Origin of the sequence: Streptomyces parvus, assembly GCF_032121415.1 — a bacterium.
GTDB classification, from domain to species: Bacteria; Actinomycetota; Actinomycetes; order Streptomycetales; family Streptomycetaceae; genus Streptomyces; species Streptomyces globisporus_A.
The window spans coordinates 6242952-6269358 of record NZ_CP135079.1 but is presented as its reverse complement, the minus strand read 5'-3'; the positions used below and the strand labels follow the sequence as shown (position 1 = coordinate 6269358).

Annotated in this window: 22 protein-coding genes, 2 tRNA genes and 2 pseudogenes; 12 read left to right on the top strand and 14 right to left on the bottom strand. The window is 71.3% G+C overall.

What is annotated here, in order from left to right:
- Nucleotides 1-2: 2 nt before the first annotated feature.
- Nucleotides 3-265: pseudogene (locus tag RNL97_RS29175) on the top strand (IS1380 family transposase); the annotation flags it as partial.
- A gap of 1559 nt (nucleotides 266-1824) precedes the next feature.
- On the top strand, nucleotides 1825-2817 hold the full coding sequence (locus RNL97_RS29170; protein WP_313751388.1) for a tyrosine-type recombinase/integrase: 993 nt from the start codon (nucleotides 1825-1827) through the stop codon (nucleotides 2815-2817).
- Between the two features lie 111 nt (nucleotides 2818-2928).
- On the opposite strand, the gene RNL97_RS29165 is transcribed toward RNL97_RS29170, so the two are convergent.
- Both RNL97_RS29165 and RNL97_RS29160 read right to left on the bottom strand, forming a co-directional pair.
- Nucleotides 2929-3002 (bottom strand) — tRNA-Pro (locus RNL97_RS29165).
- 50 nt (nucleotides 3003-3052) lie between these two features.
- Nucleotides 3053-5704, bottom strand: a complete 2652-nt coding sequence (locus tag RNL97_RS29160; protein WP_030582226.1) for an ATP-binding protein — start codon at nucleotides 5702-5704, stop codon at nucleotides 3053-3055.
- 110 nt (nucleotides 5705-5814) lie between these two features.
- Between RNL97_RS29160 and RNL97_RS29155 the strand changes: the two genes are divergently transcribed.
- The 3 genes from RNL97_RS29155 to RNL97_RS29145 all read left to right on the top strand — a co-directional run bounded on the left by RNL97_RS29155 (nucleotide 5815) and on the right by RNL97_RS29145 (nucleotide 8828).
- Nucleotides 5815-6294 carry a DUF309 domain-containing protein gene (locus tag RNL97_RS29155; protein WP_030582229.1) on the top strand — a complete coding sequence of 160 codons (480 nt, stop codon included), beginning with the start codon at nucleotides 5815-5817 and terminating at the stop codon, nucleotides 6292-6294.
- Between the two features lie 88 nt (nucleotides 6295-6382).
- Nucleotides 6383-6793 (top strand): hypothetical protein, encoded by a 411-nt coding sequence (locus RNL97_RS29150; protein WP_030582233.1) that lies wholly within the window; start codon nucleotides 6383-6385, stop codon nucleotides 6791-6793.
- A gap of 106 nt (nucleotides 6794-6899) precedes the next feature.
- Nucleotides 6900-8828, top strand: a complete 1929-nt coding sequence (locus RNL97_RS29145; RefSeq protein ID WP_030582236.1) for a DUF2264 domain-containing protein — start codon at nucleotides 6900-6902, stop codon at nucleotides 8826-8828.
- A 42-nt stretch (nucleotides 8829-8870) separates the two neighbouring features.
- On the opposite strand, the gene RNL97_RS29140 is transcribed toward RNL97_RS29145, so the two are convergent.
- The 5 genes from RNL97_RS29140 to RNL97_RS29120 form a co-directional block, all read right to left on the bottom strand.
- A complete protein-coding gene (locus RNL97_RS29140; RefSeq protein WP_313751387.1) occupies nucleotides 8871-9503 on the bottom strand; it encodes a LutC/YkgG family protein in 633 nt (210 codons plus the stop codon).
- Nucleotides 9500-11038 (bottom strand): lactate utilization protein B, encoded by a 1539-nt coding sequence (locus tag RNL97_RS29135; RefSeq protein ID WP_313751386.1) that lies wholly within the window; start codon nucleotides 11036-11038, stop codon nucleotides 9500-9502. Before RNL97_RS29135 ends, RNL97_RS29140 begins: the two co-directional genes overlap by 4 nt.
- The gene (locus RNL97_RS29130) at nucleotides 11035-11802 is read right to left on the bottom strand and encodes a (Fe-S)-binding protein (RefSeq protein ID WP_030582246.1); all 768 of its coding nucleotides are present in this window, start codon (nucleotides 11800-11802) and stop codon (nucleotides 11035-11037) included. The genes RNL97_RS29135 and RNL97_RS29130 overlap by 4 nt, the downstream gene beginning before the upstream one ends.
- A 188-nt stretch (nucleotides 11803-11990) precedes the next feature.
- On the bottom strand, nucleotides 11991-12731 hold the full coding sequence (locus RNL97_RS29125) for a FadR/GntR family transcriptional regulator (RefSeq protein ID WP_030582249.1): 741 nt from the start codon (nucleotides 12729-12731) through the stop codon (nucleotides 11991-11993).
- Between the two features lie 123 nt (nucleotides 12732-12854).
- On the bottom strand, nucleotides 12855-13142 hold the full coding sequence (locus tag RNL97_RS29120; protein ID WP_030582252.1) for a DUF3040 domain-containing protein: 288 nt from the start codon (nucleotides 13140-13142) through the stop codon (nucleotides 12855-12857).
- A 334-nt stretch (nucleotides 13143-13476) separates the two neighbouring features.
- Here RNL97_RS29120 and RNL97_RS29115 point away from each other — a divergent pair, with 334 nt between their 5' ends.
- The 3 genes from RNL97_RS29115 (at nucleotide 13477) to RNL97_RS29105 (ending at nucleotide 16165) form a co-directional block, all read left to right on the top strand.
- On the top strand, nucleotides 13477-14439 hold the full coding sequence (locus RNL97_RS29115) for a HAMP domain-containing sensor histidine kinase (protein WP_313751385.1): 963 nt from the start codon (nucleotides 13477-13479) through the stop codon (nucleotides 14437-14439).
- 2 nt (nucleotides 14440-14441) lie between these two features.
- The gene (locus RNL97_RS29110) at nucleotides 14442-15134 is read left to right on the top strand and encodes a response regulator (RefSeq protein WP_032765478.1); all 693 of its coding nucleotides are present in this window, start codon (nucleotides 14442-14444) and stop codon (nucleotides 15132-15134) included.
- 122 nt (nucleotides 15135-15256) lie between these two features.
- On the top strand, nucleotides 15257-16165 hold the full coding sequence (locus tag RNL97_RS29105) for a DUF2510 domain-containing protein (RefSeq protein ID WP_313751384.1): 909 nt from the start codon (nucleotides 15257-15259) through the stop codon (nucleotides 16163-16165).
- An 89-nt stretch (nucleotides 16166-16254) separates the two neighbouring features.
- On the opposite strand, the gene RNL97_RS29100 is transcribed toward RNL97_RS29105, so the two are convergent.
- The 5 genes from RNL97_RS29100 to RNL97_RS29080 form a co-directional block, all read right to left on the bottom strand.
- On the bottom strand, nucleotides 16255-18321 hold the full coding sequence (locus tag RNL97_RS29100) for a phosphocholine-specific phospholipase C (protein ID WP_313751383.1): 2067 nt from the start codon (nucleotides 18319-18321) through the stop codon (nucleotides 16255-16257).
- 128 nt (nucleotides 18322-18449) lie between these two features.
- Nucleotides 18450-18956, bottom strand: coding sequence for a GNAT family N-acetyltransferase (locus RNL97_RS29095; protein WP_030582268.1), 507 nt, complete (start codon nucleotides 18954-18956; stop codon nucleotides 18450-18452).
- Between the two features lie 213 nt (nucleotides 18957-19169).
- Entirely contained in the window at nucleotides 19170-20870 is a 1701-nt protein-coding gene (locus RNL97_RS29090; protein WP_313751382.1) for a SpoIIE family protein phosphatase, read from the bottom strand.
- Nucleotides 20871-21079: 209 nt separating this feature from the next.
- Nucleotides 21080-21430: a VOC family protein gene (locus tag RNL97_RS29085; RefSeq protein ID WP_313751680.1), complete on the bottom strand. Its 351-nt coding sequence runs from the start codon at nucleotides 21428-21430 to the stop codon at nucleotides 21080-21082.
- A 57-nt stretch (nucleotides 21431-21487) separates the two neighbouring features.
- Nucleotides 21488-21799: a VOC family protein gene (locus RNL97_RS29080; protein ID WP_243315891.1), complete on the bottom strand. Its 312-nt coding sequence runs from the start codon at nucleotides 21797-21799 to the stop codon at nucleotides 21488-21490.
- 259 nt (nucleotides 21800-22058) lie between these two features.
- On the opposite strand from RNL97_RS29080, the gene RNL97_RS29075 reads away from it, so the two are divergent.
- Together RNL97_RS29075 and RNL97_RS29070 are read left to right on the top strand one after the other, a co-directional pair.
- The gene (locus RNL97_RS29075) at nucleotides 22059-22247 is read left to right on the top strand and encodes a hypothetical protein (RefSeq protein WP_313751381.1); all 189 of its coding nucleotides are present in this window, start codon (nucleotides 22059-22061) and stop codon (nucleotides 22245-22247) included.
- Nucleotides 22248-22389: 142 nt separating this feature from the next.
- Nucleotides 22390-23655 carry an APC family permease gene (locus RNL97_RS29070; RefSeq protein WP_313751380.1) on the top strand — a complete coding sequence of 422 codons (1266 nt, stop codon included), beginning with the start codon at nucleotides 22390-22392 and terminating at the stop codon, nucleotides 23653-23655.
- Nucleotides 23656-23760: 105 nt separating this feature from the next.
- Here the strand turns inward: RNL97_RS29070 and RNL97_RS29065 are convergent.
- Nucleotides 23761-23834: transfer RNA gene (locus RNL97_RS29065), tRNA-Pro, on the bottom strand.
- A gap of 127 nt (nucleotides 23835-23961) precedes the next feature.
- On the opposite strand from RNL97_RS29065, the gene RNL97_RS29060 reads away from it, so the two are divergent.
- Complete coding sequence (locus RNL97_RS29060) at nucleotides 23962-24699, top strand: thiamine pyrophosphate-dependent enzyme (protein WP_030582276.1); 738 nt, start codon at nucleotides 23962-23964, stop codon at nucleotides 24697-24699.
- A 34-nt stretch (nucleotides 24700-24733) separates the two neighbouring features.
- A complete protein-coding gene (locus RNL97_RS29055; protein WP_030582279.1) occupies nucleotides 24734-25636 on the top strand; it encodes a transketolase family protein in 903 nt (300 codons plus the stop codon).
- A 69-nt stretch (nucleotides 25637-25705) separates the two neighbouring features.
- Here RNL97_RS29055 and RNL97_RS29050 read toward each other — a convergent pair.
- A pseudogene (locus tag RNL97_RS29050) lies at nucleotides 25706-26083 on the bottom strand (MmcQ/YjbR family DNA-binding protein); the annotation flags it as partial.
- Nucleotides 26084-26407: the final 324 nt, after the last annotated feature.

The window sequence follows — 26407 nt, the reverse complement described above, 5'->3', positions numbered from 1 at the left end:
ATGTGCAAGACACTTTCTGCGTGCAGGGTATTGGTTCGCGTCCCAAGCTCCGCGTCTCCGCTGACGGTGTATGCCGGGGGGGCACGCCGGTGCACGACTACTGGCCGATCTCACCGATGCCACCGGGCTGACCAGCGCGGACGCCACCGCGTTGAGACCCCTCCGGCCACGCGGCACCGGCCATGACCCGGGCCGGATCGCGGCCGACCTCGCGGCGATGCTCGCTGACGGCGGCGAGGCGAGCGGGGATCTGGCCGTGCTGCGCCTAGGAAGACGTGTCGGGCTGAGCAGAGCGGCCGCGCGCCCTCTTTTCCCCGATCGGACTGGCTGCGTCCGATCGCGGTGAAGCGGAGCAGCCTAATTAGTGCAGCTGGGTCGCAGCCTGCGGCTGGCCGGGCTCAGTCAGTGTGGGGGGGGGGGAGAGATGCAGCCGCACGCCTCGTGGCCGATCGTGACAGCGTGGAAGTTCTTCAGCTGGTGGGTTACCCGCTCCGCGGTCCAAGCCCTGGCGATTTCCTCTCTCGTAGCGCGTTGGGTCGGGGCGTGCTCCGTGGAGATCTGTCGGCCCGCCCCTCATTTGTGTGCCGGCTCATTGCCTCCGGGCCGCCGGTCAGGGGTCCACTCCCTGCCGACCAAGATCCGGGCCATACACGGACCAGCCGGTTGCAGCTTAGCCGAATCGTAGCCGTTTCCGCTGGTCAGCAGTCATGCGAGGCATGTACCACCAGCACCCGAAGAACTTGCTGGAACTCTGCGCAGGTGACTGGGCGGGACCGCTCAGCACCACGAAATTCCCGGCACTTTGCCGCACCCGTACAGTCAGGAGCCCGCCTGACCAGCGACGGGATGCACCTGATGGCCCATCCGAACGAGCGTCAAGATGCCTCGGAGAGCGCCATTTCAGCGTCAAGATATCGCCCGTAACGCCCACAATGCACATAGCGCACACGACCCAAACCTGCAGGTCAGGCGCCCTTTGCGGCGGGTTCCGGAATGGCGACGCACTCCACATGATGCGTCACGGAGAAACACTCATCGACACAGTACGTGATGCTCGCCGCGTCGCAAATGAGGGCAACATAGCCGAACATCGCCGGTTAGCCAAACCGGCGCTTCTGCAGACGATTGTTGTCTACCGTTTGCCCCGAGCACCACTGCGGGTCAGTTCCAACAGAAGAGACTCACCGTTTCTGTGCATGCAGAACCCCACGGTTCTCCACCTGCGGGCCGCGTCGCTTGTCGCCGACCGCTTTCCACTGTATCCCTCTGGTGCTCCCCATACCCCCGGAGATCCAACGCCCTTGCCCATCGCACCGATAGCAGCCTCCACAGACCGTCAGACGCACACGAAGAATGAGGATGGTGCCCCTTTCGTCCAAGAGGACAGCCGGTCGTCTCTCCTGGCCAACGCCTGGTTGTCGACGCGCGACCTCGCCGGCTGCCTGCGTGCAGACACCTCGACTCTGCGCCGTTGGCGCACCGCTCGGCCGCCCCAGGGCCCGCCGTTCGTCGCCGTGTCGGACCGCGTCGTCATGTACAGCGCGGTCGACGTTGGGGGATGGCTGCACAGCCGCCGGACCGTCCCGCGCCGAGACGCATGATGGCCGAGAAGGCCGTTGTGCCGACCGGTGTCCGACTCACGACGGACATCGAGTACCGGCCTGATCGTCCCCACCCCTACCGCCCCCGGGTCCGCTGGTTCGACCCCGCTACGAAGCGGCCCTGTCCCTGTCGGAAGGAAAGGCGGACGAGGACGAAGCGCAGGAGTGGCTCCAGTCCATCATCGAAGCGGCTGAGGCAGGGCTGTCCCCGTCGCTCGCCACCATGAAGCTCGCCGAGTACGGCGACGCGCACATGGACCTCGCCCTGCACGGCCTGGAGTTGAAAACACTCGACCTCTACCTGTCAGGCTGGCGGATGCGCGTCGTGCCCGCCCTGGGCCACCTCGCGGTCCGGATGATCACCAGCGGTGCTGTCGACCGCACCGTGCAGAACTGGATCGCCGACGAGCTCAGCCGCTCAACGGTCAAGAACACCATCGCCGTCCTGGTCCGCGTCATGGAGCAGGCAGTCCGCGACGGCATCATCAAAGTGAACCCCGCCCGGGTGACCGGCTGGCAGAAGCTCTACAAGCAGGCCGAGGACGAACTCCTCGACCCCCGCGCACTCACCCTGCCCGACTGGGAAACACTCATCGCACTGGCCGACCCACTCGTGGCCGCCTCCCACGACCAGTACCGCGGCTGGGGAGACGTGGTCGCCTTCGCCGCGTGCACCGCCGCACGGATCGGCGAGATCTCCGGCTGCCGCATCGGAGACATCGACACCACCCAGTGGATCTGGACCGTGCGCCGTCAGACCACACCCGCCCCCGGCGGGCTGACCGACAAGGGCACCAAGGGCACGCGAGCCCGCAGAGTTCCCATCGTCGAGGAGATCCGCCCTCTCGTCGCCCAGCGCATCCTGTCCGCCGACCCCCAGCCGGACGCCCACCTGTTCACAGGCCCGCCCGGCGAACGTACCTCCACCGCCGTCCTGCGCGACGCCACCCACTGGGACAACGTGGCCACCAAGCTCGGCTACGAGCATCTGCGCCACCACGACCTCCGGCACACCGCACTCACCTGGTTCGCCGACGCCGGGGTCCAAGTACACGTCCTCCGCAGGATCGCCGGCCACGGTTCACCAACCACCACCCAGCGCTACCTGCACCCGGACGTCCACAAGATCACGGCCGCCGGGGCGGCGCTCTCCGCCCACTTCAACGTGCTGCGCGCACCACCCTCGCTGCCGGGCCCCGTCGTCATGACCCGTTGACACGGTCAAGGACGTCGGACCTCCAGTTGGTCCCCAACTGGTCCCCAAAAATGATCAGGGGCCGGTTTCGGATTTCCCCGAAACCGGCCCCTGATCTGCGACTGTCTCCAGTCGGGACGACAGGATTTGAACCTGCGACCCCTTGACCCCCAGTCAAGTGCGCTACCAAGCTGCGCCACGTCCCGCTGCGTTTCCCGCCGGTTGCTCCCGGTGGTCGCGCAGGACAAACATTACCTCACTCCGAGGACCGTATCGACGCACGTGCCTGTTGGGCGCGGGCGGCCAGCCCTTCGGACCCACAGGCCATGGCCTGCTTCTGGGCGCGGGCCAGCTCCCGGTGCGATCCGATCGCGATGCCGTAGTCGACCCGGGCCAGGGCGTGCTCGTAGGCGGAGGAGGACTTCTCCAGGTGGCCCACGGCCTCGGCGAGCAGTTGTGCGGAGCGCTCCGGAGGTGCGAAGAGGGCGACGCAGCGCAGGGCCTCGCCGAGGGCGGTGGGCGTGCCGAAGCGTTCGGCGTGGACGCGGTTCCGGGCGGCGAGGTGCGCCGCCCGGGCCGGGTCGTCCTCGGCCAGGGCGCGTGCCAGGTCACCGGCCCACGGAGCCCAGATGCCGTTGAAGCGTTCGCGTGACTCCAGAGCGGCACCCGCCGCTTCCAGCTCGGCGATCGCCTCCTCCTTGCGGCCCTCGGCCAGCAGCAGGCGGCCCCGCACACACGGTCCGTCGGGCAGCACCATGGCGCTGGGGTAGGGCGGGCCGAAGTCGTACCGGTCGGCGATCTTGCGGGCCTCGTCGGTGCGGCCGCGGGCCAGCAGGGTGTCGATGAGCAGGCAGGCCGCGTCCCAGTGCACGGGCAGTCCGGAGCCGACACGGTCGGCGAGGCGGAGTCCTTCGCGCAGGAAGCCCTCCGCCTCGGCGAGACGGCCGCGACGCCGGTGGACCATGCCGAGCAGGGTGTGGGCGAACGCCAGATGGGCGCCGCTCCAGCCGGAGATCTCGAAGGCCCGGACCGCTTCGCCGAAGAGGCTCTCGGCACGGTCCAGCTGGTCGACGAAGGTGTAGGTGATACCGACCATGGTGGGCAGCTCGAAGCCCCACTCGGAGTCGGTCCAGCCGAGTCCTCGGGCGGGGCTGCCGTCGACCAGGGCGCGTTCGCAGAGGTCGACGATGAGCTGGGCGTTCTCCCCGCGCAACATGGCGTCGAAGGCCCGCAGCGTGAGCAGGGCGCGCTCCGCGTTGTCACGGCCCTTGAGGTGGTCGGCGTTGCGGGTGAGCCGACGGGAGCGGGCCGGTCCGTCGTCCTCCGCGGCCTGCATGCCCTCCCACATGAAGTGCGCCGCCTGCAGACGCATCAGCCCCGGGCCGGGCGCGGTGCGCGCGGCCTCGGCGGCCAGCGACAGCGCCGCGTCCTTGAGCTGGTTGTTGTGGGCGAGGGCGGCGGCGAGCCGGAACGTGGCGTCGACCCGCAGCCCGTCGTCGAGCCCCGGCATGTCGAGCGCGGCGCGCAGGTGCTGGACCGTGGTGGGCGGGGAACTCAGCAGCGTCGCGCAGCCCAGCTCGTACAGCAGGATGGCCCGGTCCTTGGGGCGCGGCGGCTCCTCCAGGGCCCGTTCCAGGCAGCGCCGGGCGGCTTCGGGCGCACCGACGGCGAGATGCTGGCCGGCGGCTTCCCGCAGCTGCGCGACCAGTTCCTGGTCGTCGTCCGGGTGGACCTCCAGCAGGTGCCGGGAGGCCGCGGCGGCACCGAGGCCGGCACGGGTGATCGCCCAGGCGGCGCGCCCGTGCATGGCGGTGCGGGTGGCCGGCGGGATCGAGCGGTAGACGGCGGTCGCGATCAGCGGGTGGACGAACTCCAGCGGGTCGAAGCCGCTGACGATACGGGCGTCGCGCAGCCGGGCCGTGCAGTCGGCGGCCTCCGCCGAACTCATTCCGGCGAGGGTGGCGGCCAGTTCCTGGGAGATGTCGGTGCCGAGGACCGCGGCAGCCCAGGCGAACCGGTTGGCGTTCGTGCCGAGCCGCTCCAGCCGGGCGACGAGCCCGCTGCCCCGTGCGGACGCGCCAAGTTCGCGCAGTTCGCCCGCCGATTCCTCCACCGGCGGCAGTTCGCGGTCCTGGACCTTGGCGACCAGCTCGACCGCCTCGTACGGATTGCCTCCGGTGACGGCCCACACCTCGCGGCAGAACGGGTCGTCGGCATGCTCGCCGAGGCCCGCGCGGACCAGTACGGCGGTGGCGTCCGGGGTCAGGGCCCGCAGGGCTACCCGGGTCACGGTGCCGTGGCTGCCGCCTCGTTCGGCCTCCCGGTCGGCGATGTAGTTGGCGTCGCGCTCGGCCAGCTCCTGCGGGCGGTGGGCCTGCACCACCAGGACGGGCAGTTCGCCGAGGCGGGCGGTGAACGAGGCCAGCCAGGCGAGGGATTCGCCGTCCGCCCAGTGGGCGTCGTCCACGATGAGGAGCAACGGCCGGTGGCTGAGCCGGGAAGCGAGCCGGCCGACGACGAAGTCCAGGCCGTCGCGCACACCCTGCGGATCGGGCTGCGGGCCGCTCGGCTCGGCGAGACCGAGGGCCGGGGCGGTGGTCTCGTACCAGTCGCCGAACAGGGCCCGGGTCTCGTCGGGCGGGAACCGGTCGAAGGCGGGCTGCAGCAACTGCCGTACGACATGGAACGGTACGGAGGTGACGGTCTCGCCTCCCCGGGCGGACCACACGGTGCAGCGGTCGGCCGCCATCGCCTGGATCTCGGCGAGCAGCGCCGTCTTGCCGAGCCCCGCCTCTCCGCTGAAGACCAGGAGTCCACCGACGGCCTGCGCCCCGCACAGGGCGTCCACCGCCTCGGCAGCGGCGGCGAGTTCCGGTTCACGCTCGTACAACGGCCGGGACGGCTTCATGCCCACCCTTCCCACAGAGGCAGTCTTCTCGACGGTCGAGCCTAGTCGTGCGCGGGTGCTCGCCGACAGGGTTCGCACGATTCCCCGCAGGTACGGGGCACAATCGAGTAGTGAACGAGACGCGCAGAGACCGTGATGCCGAGGGACGGGCGCGCAACGCGCGCCCCCGTGACGGACTGGGCCGCCCCTTGCCGTACGGGGCGCCGGGCGTCGAACGACAGCCGGAGGGGGTCGTCCGCACGCCTGCGGAGACGCTGGCGGAGGCGCAGCGGCTGCTGGACGCGGGGATGCCGTTCCATGCGCACGAGGTCTTCGAGGACGCCTGGAAGTCGGGGCCGGATGACGAACGCGAGCTCTGGCGGGGGCTGGCCCAGCTCGCGGTGGGACTGACCCACTCCGCGCGGGGCAACACCGCCGGCGGGGCGCGGCTGCTGCGCCGGGGCGCGGGGGCTCTCACCCCGTTCGCCGAGGCCGGGCCGTACGGGATCGATGTCGCCGCGCTGTCCGACTGGGCGCGGGAGTTGGCGGCCAGGGTGGAGTCGGGCCCGACGGTGGAAGCGGCTGCCGAGGCGCCCCGCCTGCGCGGATAGAGCGAAGGCCGATGCCGGGACCGGACAGGCGACCGGAAGATCCGGGTCCGCGAACCCGGGGCCCGTACAACTACTACGATCCGGCTCCATGAGCACTTCTGACCAGGACCAGGACCGGGACCAGGACCAGCGCCGGGACGCCGACGCCCCGATAGCCGAGACCGACACCGCCGCAGAGGCCGAGGCGGCGGATACGGATGCGGAGGACGAGGGGCGCGACGCACCGGAGGGTCGGAGCGGGAAGAGACTCACCCCGCGCCAGGCCCGGCACCTGCGGATCGTGCTCTCCGCGCTGGGCATGGCCGCGATGGCCGTCGTGCTTGCGCTGCGCATCGCGAGCCGTTCCTCGGTGCTCGTCGTCGGCGTCTACGGGCTCGCGCTCATCCTGTGCGGCGTGATGATCGAGCTGAGCAGGAACGGCCGCACCCGGCTGGCCAGCTGGCTGCTGGGAGCGGGACTGCTGGCCGCCGTGGGAACGGACTGGCTACTGCTTCCTTGATCCGGACCCCATACCGAGCCCGATCCCGGCACTGATCGTTTGATCGATTGAGACCGCCCTTGATCGCTGCATTGACCCTCCTTGATCGGTCGATCAGGATTCACGCATGAACGCCTCCGCTGGTGACCTTTTCGGACTCCCTCCGGAGGACCGCGCGTCGAGCCCGTACACCGGATACACCCGCGCCCACTGGGAGGCGGCCGCCGACGCCATGCTGGAAGCCGCCTGGAAGTGGGCCACGCCGGGCGGCGCCCGGCTCGACCTGCCCGGGCCCCCGTCGCACTCGGGGGTCCGCTCCGACGGCCTGGAGGGATACGCGCGTACGTTCCTGGCGGCCGGTTTCCGGGTCGCCGGGGCGGGCGGCAAGGACCCGAACGGTCTGCTGGAACGGTACGCGGACGGGCTCGGCGCCGGTACGCGGACGCCGGGCCGGGACGACGCGGAGTCCTGGCCGCTGATCCTCGACCACCATGTGCAGGGACAGCCCATGGTGGAATCCGCCTCCGTGGCCCTCGGCCTGCGGCTCACCCGGCCCTGGCTCTGGGACCGGCTGGCATCCGACGTACAGGACCGGGCGGAGCAGTGGCTGCGGGGCGCGCTGCGGCATGTTCCGGCGGGCAACAACTGGTACCTCTTCCCGTACACCGTCGCCGGGTTCCTGGAGTCGGTGGGCCGGGGTGACGCGGAGACGGTTCGCGCCCGGGAACGGGCATTGGAGCTGCTGGACCACTGGTACCGGGGCGACGGGTGGTACGCCGACGGGGACGGGCGCGCCTTCGACCACTACAACGGCTGGGCGCTGCACCTGTATCCGCTGCTGGACGCCCATCTGGCGGGCGACGAAAAGGAGTCGGTGCTCCACGGGGCGCGGCTGCGCGAGCATCTGGAGAGCTTCTCGCTGATGTTCGGCGGCGACGGGGCCCCGCTGCACTTCGGCCGCTCGCTGACCTACCGCTTCGCGGCGAGCGCGGGGGTGGGCCTGGGCGCGGTGACCGGGCATACGCCGCTCACCCCGGGAGCTTCCCGGCGCGTGATCAGCGGCTCGCTGCGGTACTTTCTGGAGCGCGGCGCGGTCGGGAACGACGGGCTGCTGAGCCTCGGCTGGCACGGTCCGCACGCGGCGACGCTGCAGACCTATTCCGGTCCCGCGTCCCCTTATTGGGCGTCGAAGGCCTTCGTGGCTCTCCTGGCCCCGGCCGAGCATCCTTTGTGGGCGTCGCCGGAGGCGGCGGCTCCGAGCGAGGGTCCAGACCGGGTGCTGTCCGTTCCGGCGGCGGGCTTTCTGGTGCAGTCGACGGGGGCGGACGGCGTGGTGCGGTTGCACAACCACGGCAGCGACCATGTCCGCCCGGACGAAGGCGAGTCGGCGGCCGACGAGGACCCGCACTACGCGCGCCTGGCGTACTCCACCGTGACCGGGCCGACCTCGGCGGAGAACACGGCGGACAACCATCTGTCGGTGACGGTCGGCGGGGCGCGCAGTGCCCGGCGGCGTATCCGTCCGCTGGGGTCCGGGCACGGTGACGGCTGGGGCTGGGCGGCCTCCTGGCATCTGCCGGTGTTCCCGGCGGGCCCGTCCACCGTCCCGGGGCTGCGGGTGGAGAGCGCGACCGTGGCGCGGGGCCGCCACGAACTGCGGGTGCACCGCGTGCTGGGCGCGCCGGACGGGGCGCGGGCCGAGCTGACGGGCTGGGCGACCGACCCGGACGGCCCGGTGCGTTCGCTGCTGCGGGGACTGCACGGGTGGGAAGCACCCGAGGACGTACGGGCCCCGCGGGGAACGGCGTTCACACGCTGGGCGACCGTGCCGCGGCTCGGCGCCGAGGTGACCGGAACGGCGGTCCTGGTGGCCCTCGCCTCCCTCACCGCCGATCCGGAAGCCGCCCTGCCGGACCAGGACGTGGACGGGGCGACGGACGAGGTGGTGGACCGGGTGGAGCTGGCCGGTGACACCGTCACCGTTTGCTGGGCGCAGGACGGGGCGCGGACGCGTATCACCTTCGGCCGGGGCACGGTGACGGTCGATCACGGGTAGCGGATCCCCGAGCCCTCGATCACGGGTAGTGCTCCCCGGGCTCTACGCGTCTGTGCGGATCACCGCCACCAGGGTGCGGGGGCCGTGGACGCCCTCCACCCGCTCCAGCTCGATGTCGGAGGTGGCGGACGGCCCGCTGATCAGCGTCGTCGGCCGTTCGGGCGCGAGGCGTGCCACCGCCTCGGGCACGCCCGCCGCGACGGTGGAGAGGTCGACGACGCACACGTGCAGATCGGGAACGAGGGACAGCGCCCGGCGCCCCTGGCCGGGAGAACCGTCCAGGAAGATCGTGCCGGTCTCGGCGCAGCCGGCGGCCGATCCCGTCACCACCGCGTCCAGGGTGTCGAGTTGCGCGGGCGAGACGTCGGGGTGGTCCTCCCGCACCTCGCCGTCGTACCCGGTGAGCCAGTGCGCGTCCAGCCCGGCCGGAACGCCGATGCGCCGCGCGCCGTGCTCCCGCAGTGCCTCACCGATGACCTCGGCGGTGCGGTCAGCCGTGCAGAGGTGCACCCGAGCCTTGTAGTCGAGGAGCCGGTCGGTGAAGAGGGCGAGGCGTTCGTCGTCGGGCAGGGCACGGCCGGTGCGGTAGTCGCGCGGGACGACGACGGCGGGTGTCGGGGCCAGTGCGAGGGCGTCGCGGATCCGGCCCAGCACGGTGTCGCGGGCGCTGCTCATGTCGCGTCCTCCTCGTTGTGGTCGCTGTTCCGTTCGGCGGCCGCGGCCCGCAGGGTGGCCCGGCCCTCGTCGGAGGAGAACCAGGAGCGGAAGGTCTCGCGGGGCGGGGCAGCGGTGTCGCGGCTGTCGCTCCAGCCGCTCAGCGGTGGGGGCAGCCGCGAGATGGTTCCGTCCCGCCCCGCGACGACCCGGCCGAGGGCGGACGCCTTCTGTGCGGCGGCGTACAGGGCCGGGCGGCGCATCACGGCTGCGGCCGCCTTCATTGCCAGCTTCTCCGGGGTGACGCCGGTCTGCTCGGTGTGCTGGTGGCGCAGTTCCACCAGCAGCGAGGGGATGTCGATCTTGACCGGGCAGGCGTCGAAACAGGCTCCGCAGAGGCTGGAGGCGTACGGCAGGGAGCTGTTGGGGTCGTCCTTCGCCGCGTGCATGCCGGCCAGTTGCGGGGTGAGGACGGCGCCGATGGGCCCGGGGTAGGTCGATCCGTAGGCGTGGCCGCCGGTGCGCTCGTACACCGGGCAGACGTTGAGGCAGGCGGAGCAGCGGATGCAGTTGAGGGCCGCCCGTCCGAGCGCGTCGGCGAGGGCGGCGGTGCGCCCGTTGTCGAGGAGGACCAGGTGGAAGTCCTGCGGTCCGTCGCCGGGCGTCACTCCGGTCCACAGCGAGGTGTAGGGGTTCATCCGCTCCCCCGTCGAGGAGCGGGGCAGGAGCTGGAGGAAGACTTCCAGGTCCTGGTAGCGCGGGAGGACCTTCTCGATGCCCATGACGGTGATGAGGGTGTCGGGCAGGGTCAGGCACATGCGGCCGTTGCCCTCGGACTCGACGACGGCCAGGGTTCCGGTCTCGGCGACGGCGAAGTTGGCGCCGGAGACGGCGACCTTCGTGGTCAGGAACTTCTCGCGGAGGTAGCCGCGCGCGGCGGCTGCGAGGTGGGCGGGGGCGTTGTCCAGGTCCGGGTCGACGCCGGGGATGTGGTCGCGGAAGATCTGCCGGATCTCGTCCCGGTTGCGATGGATGGCGGGCACCAGGATGTGCGAGGGCTTGTCGTCGGCGAGCTGGACGATGAGTTCGGCGAGGTCGGTCTCGTACGGGGTGATCCCGACGGACTCCAGATGCTCATTGAGCCCGATCTCCTGCGTGGCCATCGACTTGACCTTGATGACCTCGTCGCTGCCCGTGGCTCTCACGAGGCGGGCGACGATCGCGTTGGCCTCGGTGGCGTCGCGCGCCCAGTGGACGGTGCCGCCGCGTTCGGTGACCTTGCGCTCCAGTTGTTCGAGCAGTTCGGGGAGCCGGTTCATGGTGTCGGTCTTGATGGCGGAGCCGGCGTCGCGCAGGGCTTCCCAGTCGGACAGTTCGCCGGTGACGCTCAGGCGTTTGGCGCGGATGGTGCCGGTGGCGCGGCCGAGGTTGCGGCGAAGCTGCTCGTTGCCCAGTTCGTCGTGGGCGGCGCGGGGGAAGGCCCGGTCGCCGCGGAGGTTTCCGGTGCCGTACGGGGAGCGGGGCGGCGGGGCGGGCATGCCGAGGAACGTGCTCATACGGAGGCCTTTGTCAGGATGTCGGGCGTGGTGCGGGTCGCGGCGAGGATCCGGGCGAGGTGCAGGGCGCGGGTGCCGGACCGGATCCGGGAGAGCCCGCCCCCGATGTGCATCAGACAGGAGGAGTCCCCGGCGGTGCACACCTCGGCCCCGGTGGCCGTGATGTTGTCCGTCTTGTCGTGGAGCATCGCGGTGGACGTCTCGGCGTTCTTGAGCGCGAAGGTGCCGCCGAAGCCGCAGCAGGAGTCGGCGCCGGGCAGCTCGACGAGGTCGATGCCCTCGACCGCGCGCAGGAGTCGGAGCGGCTTGTCACCGACGCGGAGCATCCGCAGGGAATGGCAGGTGGGGTGGTACGTCACCCGGTGCGGGAAGTACGCGCCGACCCGGGTGACGCCGAGGACGTCCACGAGGAGTTCGGAGAGCTCGTACGTCTTCGCGGCGACGGTGTCCACTCCGGCGCGGAGCGTGGCGTCCCCGTAGCGGTCGGCGACGATCCGGTGCTGGTGCCGGACGGAACCGGCGCACGAGCCCGACGGCATCACGACCGCCTCGATCGAGGCGTCACCGAACCCGTCCGCGAAGTTACGTACCAGGGGCACGGGTTCACGCTGGTAGCCGGTGTTGATGTGCATCTGTCCGCAGCAGGTCTGCCCCGGCGGGAACACCACGTCGTGGCCCAGGCGCGTGAGCAGGATCGCGGTTGCCTTCACCGCGTCGGGGAAGAGCGTGTCCCCCAGACAGGTGGCGAAGAGTCCGATGCGCATGGGGCCTCCCCGGGCGGGTTCGCCGCGGCGGTCGGGGTGAGGGGGCTCGTCCGTATCCGCCGGGTTCACTTTGAGGTTTTTATGGTCGGACCATACTAGGCACAGGCCGTCGAAGGGAACGTGCGGCAGCACGTGGCGTGGTGGGGAGTCGGACCGGGGCGGGGTCGGGTCGGGCAGCCCGGGGCCCTCTAAGGGGTGGTTGGGCCGGTGGGGCCTTCCACCAACGTCCCGTGCAGTCCGCGGATATGCCACTCCACCAGGTCCGCGGCCTCCGCGCCGCTCCCCTCCCGTACGAGGGTGAGAAGCGTCCGATGCTCGGCGTTGAGGGCACGGGCGGTGGCCGGCCAGTCCTCGGCGGCTTCCAGGGCGCGCAGGATCAGCGGCCGCACGGACTCGCGTACGGCGGAGGTCAGTGTGGACGTCAGGGCGTTGCCGGAGCTGCGGGCGATGAGCACATGGAAGCGGGTGTCCAGATCATTGAAGGCGCTCACGCCGATCCCCGGTTCCGCCATGCCCGCCACCAGCTCCTCCGCCTCGTCGAGGTCCTCGTCCGGCGCGTGGCAGGCGGCGCCCTCGAAGCTGGACCGCTCCAGGACCACTCGGGCCTCCAGAACGTCGTGGAGGCTGTAGCTGCCGAGGGCGAAGTGCAGGCGGAGCAGCCGGCCCAAGGCGTCGTCCGGGTTGCGCACGATCCGGGCCCCGGCGTCGGGTCCCCGGCCGGGCTGGGCCACCAGGACTCCGATGGTCTCCAGCACCCGCAGCGCCTCGCGCAGGGCGGAGCGGCTGACGCCGAGCGCCGGGGCCAGTTCCCGTTCGGGGGGCAGCCGGTCACCGGCCCGCAGCTCTCCGGCGAAGACCCGTTCCTCGATGCTGCGGAGCACGAGCTCATGGGTACGGGACTGCTGCACGGGCTGCCATTCGACGGGCATCCGTCACTCCCTGCCTCGGCCGGATCCGGACATGCAGCCTATGTCACACGGGGCATGTGGTCGGACCACAGAGCCATCGGGAGTCGAGGCTCGCGTCAGCGGGAGCTGAGGGCGCAGGGCGCGCTATCGCGAACTGGGGATGTCCCGCCCGTGCAGGCGCCCGCGCTGCGGGTCGAAGAGCTGGGCCGCCGCTCCGGACACGACCAGGCCCGCGGCGATGAGGAGACCGTGGCCCATGACGATGCCCATGCCCAGGGCGGCGAGTCCGACGGCGAGCCACAGCCAGGCGTTGCGGCGGCGGTACTCACGCGGCGAGCGCGGGGTCCCGTCGGACATCGCCTCGGCGAACCCGGGATCGTCGTGACGCAGCTGCTCCTCCAGATCGCGCAGCCGCTCGTCGTACGTGGGCATGGTGTCTCCCTCCCGGTACGGAAACCTCTCGGCTCCTTGAAGCCCCGGTCCCCGCGGTGCGGCACGGGGCAGGGCCCCCCGGGGCCCTGGACCTCATGGTCGTCGGGGAGGGCCTCGGGGGGCCATCAGGGACAGCACCCATATCCGGGGGTGCGCACCATGCAGACGAGGACGGACGCCCCCGCGAGGGCGGTCAATGCATGCCCCGCCGCCGGCGCCGCCGGGCGACGGTGCACACCGTGGCCCGCGACGGCATGCGACCCCGCGGCAGCGGCGATAGTGGAGGCTGTCAGCGCGCCCGTACGATCCGACCTCCGGAAGGAGCCGTTCGACCTTGTCCCTGTTCTGGCGGATCTTCCTGCTCAACGCCGCCGTGCTGGTCGCGGCCGGCGCTCTGCTGCTGCTCGGGCCGATCACGGTCTCGACCCCGGTCCTGCTGACCGAGGCCATGATCCTGACCGGCGGCATCGCGTTCATGCTCGCGGCGAACGCGGCCCTGCTCCGGCTCGGCCTCTTCCCGCTCCAACGGGTCACCCGTGCGATGACGACCACCGATCTGCTGCGCCCGAGCCCGCGCCCCGAGGTCGCGGGGCACGGTGAGATCGCCGCGCTGATCGAGACGTTCAACACCATGCTGGACCGGCTGGAGGCCGAGCGCGCCACCAGCAGTGCCCGTGCTCTCTCCGCCCAGGAGGCCGAGCGCCGCCGCGTGGCGCAGGAGCTGCACGACGAGGTCGGGCAGACGCTGACGGCGGTACTGCTGGAGCTGAAGCGGGTCGCGGACCACGCCCCGGAGCCGCTGCGCGGGGAGTTGCGGCAGGTTCAGGAGATCACCCGGGGGTCGCTCGACGAGATCCGCCGGATCGCGCGCCGGCTGCGGCCGGGCGTGCTGGAGGAACTGGGCCTGGGGAGCGCACTGACGGCCCTGATCACCGAGACCCCGACGCCGGACGGGCTGACGATCCGCCGCCGGGTGGAAAAGGACCTGCCGGAGTTGGGCGCGGAGGCGGAGCTGGTCGTCTACCGGATCGCGCAGGAAGCCCTCACCAACACGGTCCGGCACGCCCGCGCCGCTCACCTCGAACTCTCGTTGCGGCGCAGCAAGGGCGGGGTGGAACTGCTCATCCGCGACGACGGCCGCGGTCTCGGTGACGCCCCCGAGGGAGCAGGCCTGCGCGGTATGCGCGAACGCGCCCTGCTGATCGGCGCCGAGGTCTCCCTCGGCCCCGGGCCGCAGGGCGGCACCGAAGTACGTCTCGATGTGCCCGTCCCGAACGGAAGCAACGGAAGCAAGTGACCATGCCCACCTCACCGTCCTTCGCCACGCCCGCCAGGGCCGCCGCCGCCCCGACCCGCATCCTGCTGGCGGACGACCACGCCCTCGTACGTCGCGGGGTCCGGCTGATCCTCGACGGCGAACCGGACCTGACGGTCGTCGCCGAGGCCGGCGACGGCGCCGAGGCCATCGAGATGGCCCGCAGCGAACAGCCCGACCTGGTCATCCTGGACATCGCGATGCCGCGCCTCACCGGCCTCCAGGCGGCGCGCGAGCTCTCCCGCGTCATGCCGGGGCTGCGCATCCTGATGCTCACGATGTACGACAACGAGCAGTACTTCTTCGAGGCGTTGAAGGCGGGGGCGGCCGGGTACGTCCTCAAGTCGGTCGCGGACCGGGACCTGGTGGAGGCCTGCCGGGCGGCGATGCGCGACGAGCCGTTCCTCTACCCGGGCGCGGTGACGGCGCTCATCCGGAATTTCCTCGACCGGGCCAGGGACGGCGAGGACCTGCCGGCGCGGGCCATCACGGAGCGCGAGGAGGAGATCCTCAAGCTGGTCGCCGAGGGCAACTCCTCGAAGGAGATCGCCGAGCTGCTCTTCATCAGCGTCAAGACGGTGGAGCGGCACCGCGCCAACCTGCTCCAGAAGCTCGGCCTCAGGGACCGCCTGGAGCTCACCCGCTACGCCATCAGGGCCGGTCTGATCGAACCCTGACCGCCCCTGACCGGGACCGGCGGATGCGCGAAAGAGTGCGCGAAGCGGGACGTGCGCGGGCCCCGGACGAGGACGTGCGGTCGGTTCATGTGTTTCTCACCCGATCCGCATAAGGTGCCCCCGTGACCCAGATGACCCCGCCCGGCTGGCATCCAGACCCCGGGCACTCAGGCAAAGGCCCCGCTCAGGAACGCTGGTGGGACGGAGCGCAGTGGACCGGCCATGTCCGCGCGTCGTCCGGTGCGGCGCGCCGTCGCGGAATCCGCATCGGCGTCGGCGTGACGGTCGGCGTGGTGGTGCTCGCCGCCATCGGTGGCGGCGTGTATCTGCTGGGTGAGGAGCGTGGCGGCGGCGGGCCGGACACCGCGGCCTCCTCGCCGTCCGGCGCCCCCGATCTGCCGGGCGCACCGGACGGCGGTGACAAGGACGGCAAGGGGAACGACGGAGGGAAGGGCGAAGGCCAGGGGCCGGAGCAGCAGCTCCCGCCGACCGAGCCGGGCTTCGCCACGGACCTGGCCGCCGGGATCAGCCTCCCGGTGCCCAAGGGGTGGAAGGGAACCTCCGGGGCGGTCGGCGCGGGACTGACGACGGGTGAGCACGCGTGCCCCGGCGACACCGCCGAGACCTGTGTGCGCGGCGGTGTGTTCTCGGCCCCGGCGGCTGCCATGAAGCTCACCGCGGGGACCCCGGAGGAGGCGGCGAAGAAGGACATCACCGTCAACGCCACGGAGTCCTACGGTGGCGAGAGCTACGGGAAGATCACCTCGCACGAGGAGCTGAAGTCCGAGGCCGTCACGGTGGCGGGCGGCAAGGGGTACGTCGTGCGCTGGAAGGTGGCGACGGAGAAGGGCGACGACGGCTACGTGGAATCGCTGGTGTTCCCCTCCCCCGTCTCCAAGAACATGCTCGTCGTGGTCCGGTCCGGGTTCGACATCAACGAGGACGCGCCGAAGCTGTCCGTCCTGGACGAGATCACGGGCGGGATCAAGGCCGCGTCCCTCGGCGAAGGAGGCACCGGCGGCGAGGGCTGACCCGGACACCGCACCACCCCGCCCGGACCGGACAACGGCGGTGCCCGGACCGATTCCGGTCCGGGCACCGCCGTTGTCCGGTCCGTCCCTCAGTCGGTGACCGTGGCGGGGTCGCTGACCCCGGCGGCCCCCGTCTCGACATGACCGGCGAAGCGGCGCAGGAAGACGGGGTCGCCCTCGGCCGTGACGGACACGTCGTACCAGCGCTTGCCGGCCCGCAGGTCGACCGTGCGCGACACCGTGGCGCCGGGCCGGACGGTGACCGTCTGCTCCGCTCCCCCGTAGGCGGCGGCGTTGGCGACCGTGAGCCGGGCCTCGGTGTCGCCGGGGTTGGTGAGGGTCAGGTCGAGGTTGCCGCTCCCGTCGTTGTGCCGTGCGGTGACCTCGGGGCCGGCGGTCGAACCCCGGCTTCTGAACGTACGGAGGAAGCCGCCCGGGCCGTGGACGGTGAGGTCGTGAGTACCGCCGGAGTACGCGGAGTTCCAGGCGTCCGAGATCGTCCTGCCCGCCTCGGCGGTGTACGTCCACGGGGCGTCGGTGCGGTTGCCGGAGGTGACGTAGAACTGCGCGCCGGCCGCCGCCCCCGGGCTGAAGGTGAGCGCGATCTTCCCGGTGCCCGTGTCGACGGCCCCGTCGGCGTACGGGGCGTACGGAAGCGGCCGGGTGGGGCGGCTGCCCGGCTCCTGCTTCGGCATCGAGCCGACGGCGGGCGGGGTGGGCCGGTAGTCCAGGTGCCGTTCGCGGTCCGGCGGCTCGTAGGCGGTGGTGTCGGGCAGGTCTCCGGGGGCGGGACCGGTGGACGCGAAGTCGAAGGCCGAGGTCAGGTCGCCGCAGACGGCACGCCGCCACGGTGAGATGTTGGGCTCGCGCACCCCGAAGCGCTGCTCCATGAAGCGGAGCACCGAGGTGTGGTCGAAGGTCTCGGAGCAGACGTAACCGCCGGTGCTCCAGGGCGAGACGACCAGCATCGGGACGCGTGGGCCGAGCCCGTAGACGCCGGGGCCGTACGAGGAGCCGCCCGCGTACACCTCGGTGGAGGTGTCGGCCGTGGAGAGTCCCTGGTTCGCCGAGGTCGGCGGGTAGGGCGGTACGACGTGGTCGAAGAAGCCGTCGTTCTCGTCGTAGGTGATGAACAGGGCGGTACGGCTCCACACCTCGGGATCGGACGTCAGCGCGTCCAGCAGGCGGGCGATGTACCAGGCGCCGTAGTTCGAGGGGAAGTTGGAGTGCTCGGTGAATGCCTCCGGCGCGGCGACCCAGGAGATCTGCGGCAGTTTCCCGTTCTTGACGTCGGCCGCGATCCCGTCGAAGTAGTCGTCGCCGGCGGCCGCGTTCGTGCCGGTACGCGCCTTGTCGTACAGCGGGTTGCCGGGCTGGGCGTTGCGGTACTTGTCGAAGTACAGCAGCGAGTTGTCGCCGTAGTTGCCCCGGTAGGCGTCGTCGATCCAGCCCCAGCCGCCGGGGCCGTCGAGGCCGTCGCCGATGTCCTGGTAGATCTTCCAGGAGATCCCGGCCTCCTCCAGCCTCTCGGGATACGTGGTCCAGCCGTACCCCCGCTCCTCGTTGCCGAGGACCGGCCCGCCGCCGGTGCCGTCGTTGCCGGTGTGACCGGACCAGAGGTAGTAGCGGTTGGGGTCGGTGGCCCCGATGAACGAGCAGTGGTAGGCGTCGCAGACGGTGAAGCGGTCGGCGAGCGCGTAGTGGAAGGGGATGTCGTCCCGGGTCAGGTAGGCCATCGTCGTCGGCGTCTTGGCGGGGATCCAACGGTCGTAACGGCCGTCGTTGTACGCCTGGTGGCCGCCCGCCCAGTCGTGGTTGAGGCCCTGGAGGAACTGCATCCCCAGGTCGTCGGCGGTCGGGTGGAACGGCAGGGTCTCCTTGCCCGCCGCATCGGCCTGATGCCAGACGGACTTCCCGCTCGGCAGCGTCACGGGCCGCGGGTCGCCGAACCCCCGGACGCCTTTCAGCGCGCCGAAGTAGTGGTCGAAGGAACGGTTCTCCTGCATCAGGACGACGATGTGCTCGACATCCTTGATCGTCCCGGAGGCACGGTGGGCGGGGATGGCGGCAGCGCGGTCGATGCTGCCCGACAAGGCGGCGAATCCCGCCGTCGCACCGGCTATCTGGAAGAAGCGGCGCCGATTCATATCTGCCATGAGTGAGGGGCCTCTTGGAGTGTGGGGAACAGAAGCGAACAGGATGTTCCAAGAGAACCGAACAGAACGGAAGAGGCCGTGACGCATCGGTTAACGCCGGCGGTACGCCCAGCACGTGCGACGTCGCCTCACGGCAACGAGCGTGTGAGCCAGGCCACTTCACTGCTCTCCTCCGTGGAGACGTGATCCCGCCGGAATCCGAGCTTCTCCAGTACCCGGAGCGAGGGGGTGTTCCACGTGCCGACGGTCGACCAGAGCCGCTTGCGCCCGGTCGCCGCGGCGGCTTCGAGTACGGCGCCGGCCGCCTCGGTGGCGTAACCGTGTCCGTGCGCACGCCGGAACAGCTCGTACGCGATCTCGGGCTCCTCCAGGGTGGTGCGGCCGATGATCAGTCCGCAGTAGCCGATGAAGTCGCCCTCCTCGCGGCGCCGGATGGGCAGCAGGGCGATCCCGGTGGTCTCCGTCGTGGCGAGAAACTCCGCGATGGACGTACGGATGCGCTCCTGAGGGGGTTTCCCGTTGCCCCGTTCGGCGAGGAGGTCGCAGAATGCGGCGGCGTCGGACTGGGCCCACGGCCGGAGTATCAGACGCTCGGTCTCCAGATGGAACGGCATGGTCGCGTACGTGGTGGACATGGGCTCCACTCTGACCCATGGGCCGACGACGGCCGCTCGTGACCGCTCTCCCCGGAACCTTCAGCGACGCGGAGAAGAGCGCGAAGGCAGTCATGTCCGCGACGGACACCGCCTTCTGCAACTGAGCCGTCTGTACTCCGGACGCCCTTCGGGCGGAGGAGGTCCGCATCCCCCACCCTGGGGTCGACGCGCTCGCGTTCGGCCACCGCGCGCTCAGCGCGCCCCCGGAATGCGGATGGCGAGCAGGGCGACGTCGTCGTCGTTGTCGGCGGGGCGTGACCGCACGAGCAACTGGTCCACGAAGTCGTCCAGTTGCCGATGGTTCAGCTCGGCGGCCTCTTCGCGCAGCCTCTTCAGACCGGTGTCAAGGGGGTGGCGGCGGGATTCGATGAGGCCGTCGGTGTAGAAGAGGAGCGTCGAGCCCGGAAGCAGGTCGACAAGGCCCTCGGGCCGTGGGGGGCCGGTGGAGGCTCCGAGAAGAATCCCTCTGCCTTCGTCGAGGAACCGCGCCCCGCCGACGGAGTCGAGGAGCAAGGGAGGCGGGTGGCCCGCGTTGGTCCAGCGCAGGGACTGACGCCCGGCGGTGCCGGTGGTCAGTCTGGCCAGGACCAGGGTGGCCATGGAAACATCGGTGATGTGGCCCATGGCCCGGTCCAGGCGTTCGACGGTGCGGTTCGGCGGATCGTCCTGCGCCCAGGTGTAGGCGCGCAGCATGTTGCGCAGCTGGGCCATACCCGCAGCGGCTTCCAGGTCGTGACCGACGACATCGCCGATGACCAGAGCGGTGTCGCCGTCGGGAAGCGCGAAGGCGTCGTACCAGTCGCCGCCGACGTGGGAGGCGTCCGGTGCCGGAAGGTAGCGCGCCGTCATCTCCACCCCGGCCAGCCGTGGCAGCTGGGGCAGGAGGTAGCGCTGCATCGTCGCGGCGACCTGGCGTTGGCGCTGGTAGTGGCGGGCGTTCTCCAGGGCGAGGCCGATGCGCCGGCCGATGTCCTCCAGCAGCCCCAGGTCGGCGGAGGTGAAGGGGTCCTCGCCCGCGGTGCGCCCCAGTGTGATGGCGCCGAGGACCTCGCTCGGCCCCTTGACGGGGGCGATGGCCGCCGTCTCGATGCCGGTCGCGGCGAACAGCTTCCGCTGCTCCACCGCCACCGCGCTGTCGGGCGGTACGTCGTAGGTCCTGGGTCCGGCGAGGGTGGAGGCCACCCCGCGCAGGGCTTTGGACAGCGGCATGGGTGACGACGCGGGCACGGGTGGCATGGGCCCCTGGAGATCCTGGCGCGCCTTCAGTCCGTCCGCGTGGGCGTGGACCACGAGCGACCGGTTCACCTCGTCCGTCTCCGTGATCAGATCGATGACCGCCCAGTCGCCGAGCCGTGGCAGCATCAGCTTCACCACTCTGCGCAAGGCTTCGTCCACGTCGATGTTGTCGATCAGCTGGGCGGTGGTGTCGGCCAGCAGAGCCAGTCGATCCCGCTCCGACAGGACGCGCGTGGAAACGGACTCTCCGGCAGGGCGGTTCCCCGACCCGCCGTCATCGGCATCGAAGGCGCACAGGCGCACACCGCATTCGCCCTCGGGCCGGAGAGGCAGGGGAAACCACCGCACCGGCAGGGGCGACCCGTCGCCCCGCACCAGGCACGTCCGGTCCCCGGTAGGGGCGGACGGCGTCCCCACGCCGTCGCCGTACGCCCGCGGCGCCGGCACCTGCCGGCCGTCGGGGTGAAACAGCGCGTGGAGGTCCCGGCCGACGACCTCCGGGGCAGAACACGAGAGGATGGCCAAGGACGCCGCGTTGGCCCAGACGATCCGCTCCTGGCCGTCGAGCGCGAACACGCCGACGTCCAAGCGGTCCAGCGCAGCGGCCAGCTCGCGCTCAACGACCACCTGGACCGATGTGCCTGCCCCGTCGCCCACGTGGGCTCCTCGCCTCGGAAACGTAGCCTCGCAGGCACCGGCGGGACGGAGGTGCGCTCCTTCACGGCCCCTCGGCGGGCTCAAGGGGAATCGAGCACGACGATGGAGGGCCGCTTGCGGAACTGCTTCCGTCCGAACAGCCGCCGACCAACCGGCCACGAGGACCGAACGACAATTTGTAACACAGGTTCCGGCTTCCCCGCCCGGCGTCAGGTCTCCCGGTGGGCGAGGGAGAACAACCTCCCTTCGGGGTCCTGCAGGACCCGGGAAAAGCCCTCCGGAGTCCAGGTGGAGGAAGGCCGGGGCCTCTCGCCCCCCGCTCTCATGGCCGCCGAGACGGCCTGCTCCATGTCGTCCACGACGAAGCTGACGAGCCAGCGGGGGCGCAGATGAGGTTGCGGCGCAGTCTGCACACTGCCGCCCTGGAGGGAGCGAACCACCCGGCCCTTCAGCGTCACCAGAACATGGTCGCCCCGGTAGAGGATGTCGATGGCCTCCAAGGCCCAGTCGAGGACGTCGCCGTAGAACATGGCGGCGTGGAACACGTCGCGGGTCTGCAGATCGAGCCGCGCCGGCGCCCGGCCCTCGCCCGGGAGCCAGGGCGACGTGGGGCCCTCCTAGAACCCGAACGTCGCCCCGTCGGGATCCGCCGCCAGGCCGACCCGCCCATTCCCCAGCGCCATGGGCCCCGCCGCGACCGTGGCGCCGCGTTCCTGGATCCGTGCCGCCGTGGCATCCACGTCCCGGACGGCGAAGTAGGGCGTCCACACCGACGCGGCGGGGAAACCCGGCCGGTGCGCCGCCGGACCCGCCACGGGCTCCCCGCCTGCCGTCGCGAGCAGGAACCGGTCGCCCAGCGAACCGGAGCGGAAGGTCCAGTCCAGCACCTCGCCATAGAAGGCACGAACCCCGGCCAGGTCATCGACCATCGCGTTCACCCAGCACGGAACGCCCCGTACCGGCGGACTCAGCGATTCACCGCCCCTGAGATCCGCGCTCTCCACTGGTCCGCCCCGTTCGGCATGCGGCCCCGGCCCTCCCGACACCATCGAATCCTCTCGTCGTCGAGGGGTGGGTACCCACGAGGCGGGCTTCACGCTTCGCCCGGCCCTCCGATCCGCGCTCGGCAGCCGAGTCATCTCGTCGGATACGGGTACCCGGCGCAGCAACCCACCACGAAGGAGAACCATGACTGCGACATCGAAGGAAGAGGGCAAGCGGCATTTCTGCATGGCATGCGGCACTCCCGCGGGAACGGGGCCGCTGTGCGAACACTGCGGTGCCGTGTTTCCGCCGGCCGACGGCGGCCTCATCGATGACGAGGGCGCTGTCGCACGCCGGGTGTTCGAAGGCCGGGAAGATGCCCCCAAGGAGTGACCCCGCCCGCGCGTCGGCTCCCCGAGGAAGGCATTAGGGGGATGGGTCGACTACCGGAAGGCGGGCTGGGTACCCGCCGCCCGTGAAACCTCCCTTCCCCCCGTCTCCGGCCGCGGAGTCGTCGACACCGCTCAAGAAGGCCTTGACCACCCCGCTGCTCTACTTCTTCATTCTGGGAGACGTCCTGGGGGCGGGCGTGTACGTCCTGGTGGGCCAGGTAGCCGCCGAGTCCGGCGGCGCCATCTGGGTCCCCCTGGTCGTGGCCCTGTGCCTGGCCCTGCTGACAGCCGCCTCGTATGCGGAGCTGGTCACCAAGTATCCGCGGGCCGGCGGCGCCTCCCACTACGCGACTCTGGCCTACGGGCCGTTCCTGGGGTTCCTCGCCGGCTTCTGCATGCTGGCCGCCGGGGTGGTCTCGGTGGCCGCCCTCGCCCGAGGGTTCGGCGGTGACTATCTGACCGAGTTCGTCACCCTCCCCGTGGTGCTGGTGACGGTCGTCTTCCTCGCGCTGCTGGCGCTGCTGAACGCGCGAGGCATCAGCGAGTCGACCCGGGCCAACGTCGTCGCCACGGTCATCGAGGTCAGCGGGCTGCTCCTGGTGATCGGCCTCGGCGCCTGGATCGTGCTGCGGGGCGACGGAGATCTGGGCCGACTCACCGACCTGGGCACATCAGACGAGGGCCCGGTGGCTGCCGTGCTCAGCGGTGCCGTACTCGCCTATTACTCGTTCGTGGGGTTCGAAACCTCTGTCAACGTGGCCGAGGAGACCCTCGAACCCCGCCGCTCCTACCCTCGGGCGCTCTTCGGCGCGCTCCTCACAGCGGGCGCGGTGTACGCCCTGGTCGGGGCAGCCGCGTCCGCGGCCGTGCCGACGAAAGCGCTGACGGAGTCCAGCGGGCCCCTGCTCGAAGTCGTCCGCGCGGCAGGAGGCGTGCCCACGGAGCTGTTCGGCGCCGTGGCTCTGGTGGCCGTCGCGAACGGAGCCCTGCTGACGGGGATCATGTCCTCACGTCTGGCCTACGGCATGGCGCGGGACGGTCTCCTCCCCCGCTTTCTGACGAAGGTCCTTCCCGGACGGCGCACCCCGTGGGCCGCCATCACGACGACCACCGTGCTCTCGTTGCTCCTCGCGCTGACCGGCGATGTGTCGACGCTCGCCTCCACGCTGGTCCTGTTGCTCCTGGTGGTGTTCTTCCTCGTCAACACCGCGCTTTTCGTGCTCCGCCGCGACGCGACAGGTCGGGCGCACTTCCGGGCGCCGACCGTCGTTCCGGTGCTCGGTGCCCTGTCCTGTGTGCTGCTCGCGACCCGGATCGAGCAGGACGTCTGGCTGAGAGGGCTCGTCGTGCTGGCCGTCGGCGCCGCCCTGGGGGCCATCGCCTCGGTCCGGTCACGTCGGGCATCGTGAACAGGGCTCACATCGTCCCTGGCCACCTGATCGACCGCCAGAAATGATCAAAGGGCCGGTTTCGGATTCACCCGAAACCAGCCCTTGATCGACGACTGTCTCCAGTCGGGACGACAGGATTTGAACCTGCGACCCCTTGACCCCCAGTCAAGTGCGCTACCAAGCTGCGCCACGTCCCGCTGCCCGTCTGACCTGGGGTTTCCCCTGGCCGAACGCGCATGAGAACAATACCGCACTCCGGCAGGTGGTCACCAACAGCATTCCCCGCTTGACCTCAACCTTGGTTGATGTTGAACGCTCGGGGCCATGACGAACACGACAACCGCACCGGCCCACGACCGCCAGGCCGCACCCGCACCCCTGCCCTCGCCCGACTTCCTGGATCTGCCCCGGCTGATCTCCCTGATGACCGGGGCGGAGAAGCACGCCCCGGCCGCCCACTCCACGCTCGACGCCCTGTGGGTCCTCTACAACCGGGTGCTCCGGGTCACACCGGACACGGTCGACGAACCCGGGCGGGACCGCTTCCTGCTGTCCAAGGGGCACGGGCCGATGGCCTACTACGCCGTCCTCGCCGCACACGGCTTCTTCGACGAGGGGCTGCTGCCCGGCTTCGGGTCGTACGACTCGCCGCTCGGCCACCACCCGGACCGGCTGCTGGTTCCGGGGGCGGAGATCGGCAGTGGGTCCCTGGGGCACGGGCTGCCGCTCGCCGTCGGGACAGTGCTGGGCCTACGCGCCCAGGGCCTCACCGACCCCCGGGTCTGGGTTCTGATCGGCGACGCCGAGCTGGACGAGGGCAGCAACCACGAGGCCATCGCCCACGCGGGCCCTGCCGGGCTCGACCAGCTGCACACCCTCGTGATCGACAACGCGTCCGCCACCCACGGCTGGCCCGGCGGGATCGCTTCCCGGTTCGCGTCCGCCGGATGGGACGCGGTGACCGTGGACGGCCGCGACCACGAGGCCCTGTACGAGGCGTTCACCACGCCCCACCCGGGCAGGCCGCTGGCCGTCGTCGCCCGCGTCGAGCCCAAGAACTGACCGCAGCAGACCGAGAACCCGGGAGGGACCCTTCATGGACACCATGCGTGACCGATTCATCAGCACCGCCTCGCAGCTCCTGGACGAGGAGCCGCGGCTGGCCGTCGTGCTCGCCGACATCAGTGCCGACGGCTTCGCCCCGGCCCGGCGCGCCCACCCGGACCGAGTGATCAACGTCGGCATCCGGGAACAGCTGCTGGTCGGAGCCGGCGCCGGCATGGCGCTGACGGGAATGCGGCCGATCGTGCACACCTTCGCCAGCTTCCTGGTCGAGCGACCGTTCGAGCAGGTCAAGCTGGACTTCGGGCACCAGGGCGTCGGCGGCATCCTGGTGAGCGCCGCCGGCTCGTACGACTGGCCGGCCGGAGGCTTCACCCATATGGCACCCGGCGATGTCGCCCTGCTCGACACGCTCGACGGCTGGACGGTGCACGTGCCGGGCCATCCGGACGAGGCCGAAGCCCTGCTGCGGGAAGCGGTCACCGGCGACGACCGGGTGTACGTACGCCTCTCGCTCCAGGAGAACCGGGTGGCGCGGCCGGTGAGCGGCGGTTCCGGGTTCTCCGTGGTGCGCGAGGGGCGGCGCGGGACCGTGATCGCCGTCGGCCCCCTGCTCGACAACGTCCTGGCCGCCACCGAGGGGCTGGACGTCACCGTGCTGTACGCGACGACCGTGCGGCCCTTCGACGCGGTGGGGGTACGCCGGGCCGCCGGGGCGGCCGCGACCGCGGACGTGGTGGTCGTGGAGCCGTATCTCGCGGGCACCTCCTCCGCTGCGGCCGGCGAAGCGCTCAGGGATCTGCCCCACCGGGTGCTGGGGCTGGGGGTGGGCCGCGCCGAGCTGCGGCGGTACGGGCAGATGGAGGACCACGTCACGGCCCACGGCCTGGACCCGCAGGGCCTGCGCGAGCGGATCACCGGATTCCTGCGCCCCTGACGTGGGTGGCGGGTCTGGCCCATCGCCCTCGCGAGCCCTAGCCGCGGGCCGCGCCGTCCGGGCGCCCGCCTCTGGGCCGTCCCCCTCCCCCGGCCCGGCCGGCTCCGGATGTGCCGCCGCCAACCGTCGCGGGGCGACCTGCCGCCAGGAGTCGGCGAGGATGGCGGCCACCTCGTCCGCGTCCTCCAGCGCCGCCGGCCGGACCCGCATCCAGGCGCAGTGGTCGTCGTGCCCCTCGCGGATGAGGAACTTCTCCGGCTCGGCGGCGATCAGCTCGGCACGGTCCCCCGGGGGCACTTCACGCCCATCGACGTCTCGTCGTCGCCGAGCGAGGCGAAGATCTTGCCCGCCGCCCGGAAGCCCCCAAGCGGGCTTCTCGGTGGTGTCGGGCAGGGAGAGCGCGGCCGAGCGGACGTCGGCGGCGGTGATGGTGGCGTCGGCGGCCATCCCGGACTCCGTTCGGCGGGCCGGCGGGCCCGGCGGGTTCGCCGTGCCGGCGGCTTCGCGGCTTCGGCACATATGCGGACTCAGCGCTCCCGGCGCGGACCGCCGCCGGGAGTCCGACCGTAACCCCCGCCACCGACCTCCACCCGCGACCATGCGCCTCCCGTCGCCCGGCCCGACCGGTCGGCCGGACCCTCGCAGCCCGGGCAGACCGGCCGCGTCCCGCCCGGCGCCGTGGGCCCTGCAGACCCATTGACCGCGTCCGAGAGCTGAACCTACTCTGAACGGCGTACTTCAGAAAGCGCTTTCTATACACCCCACAGTCGG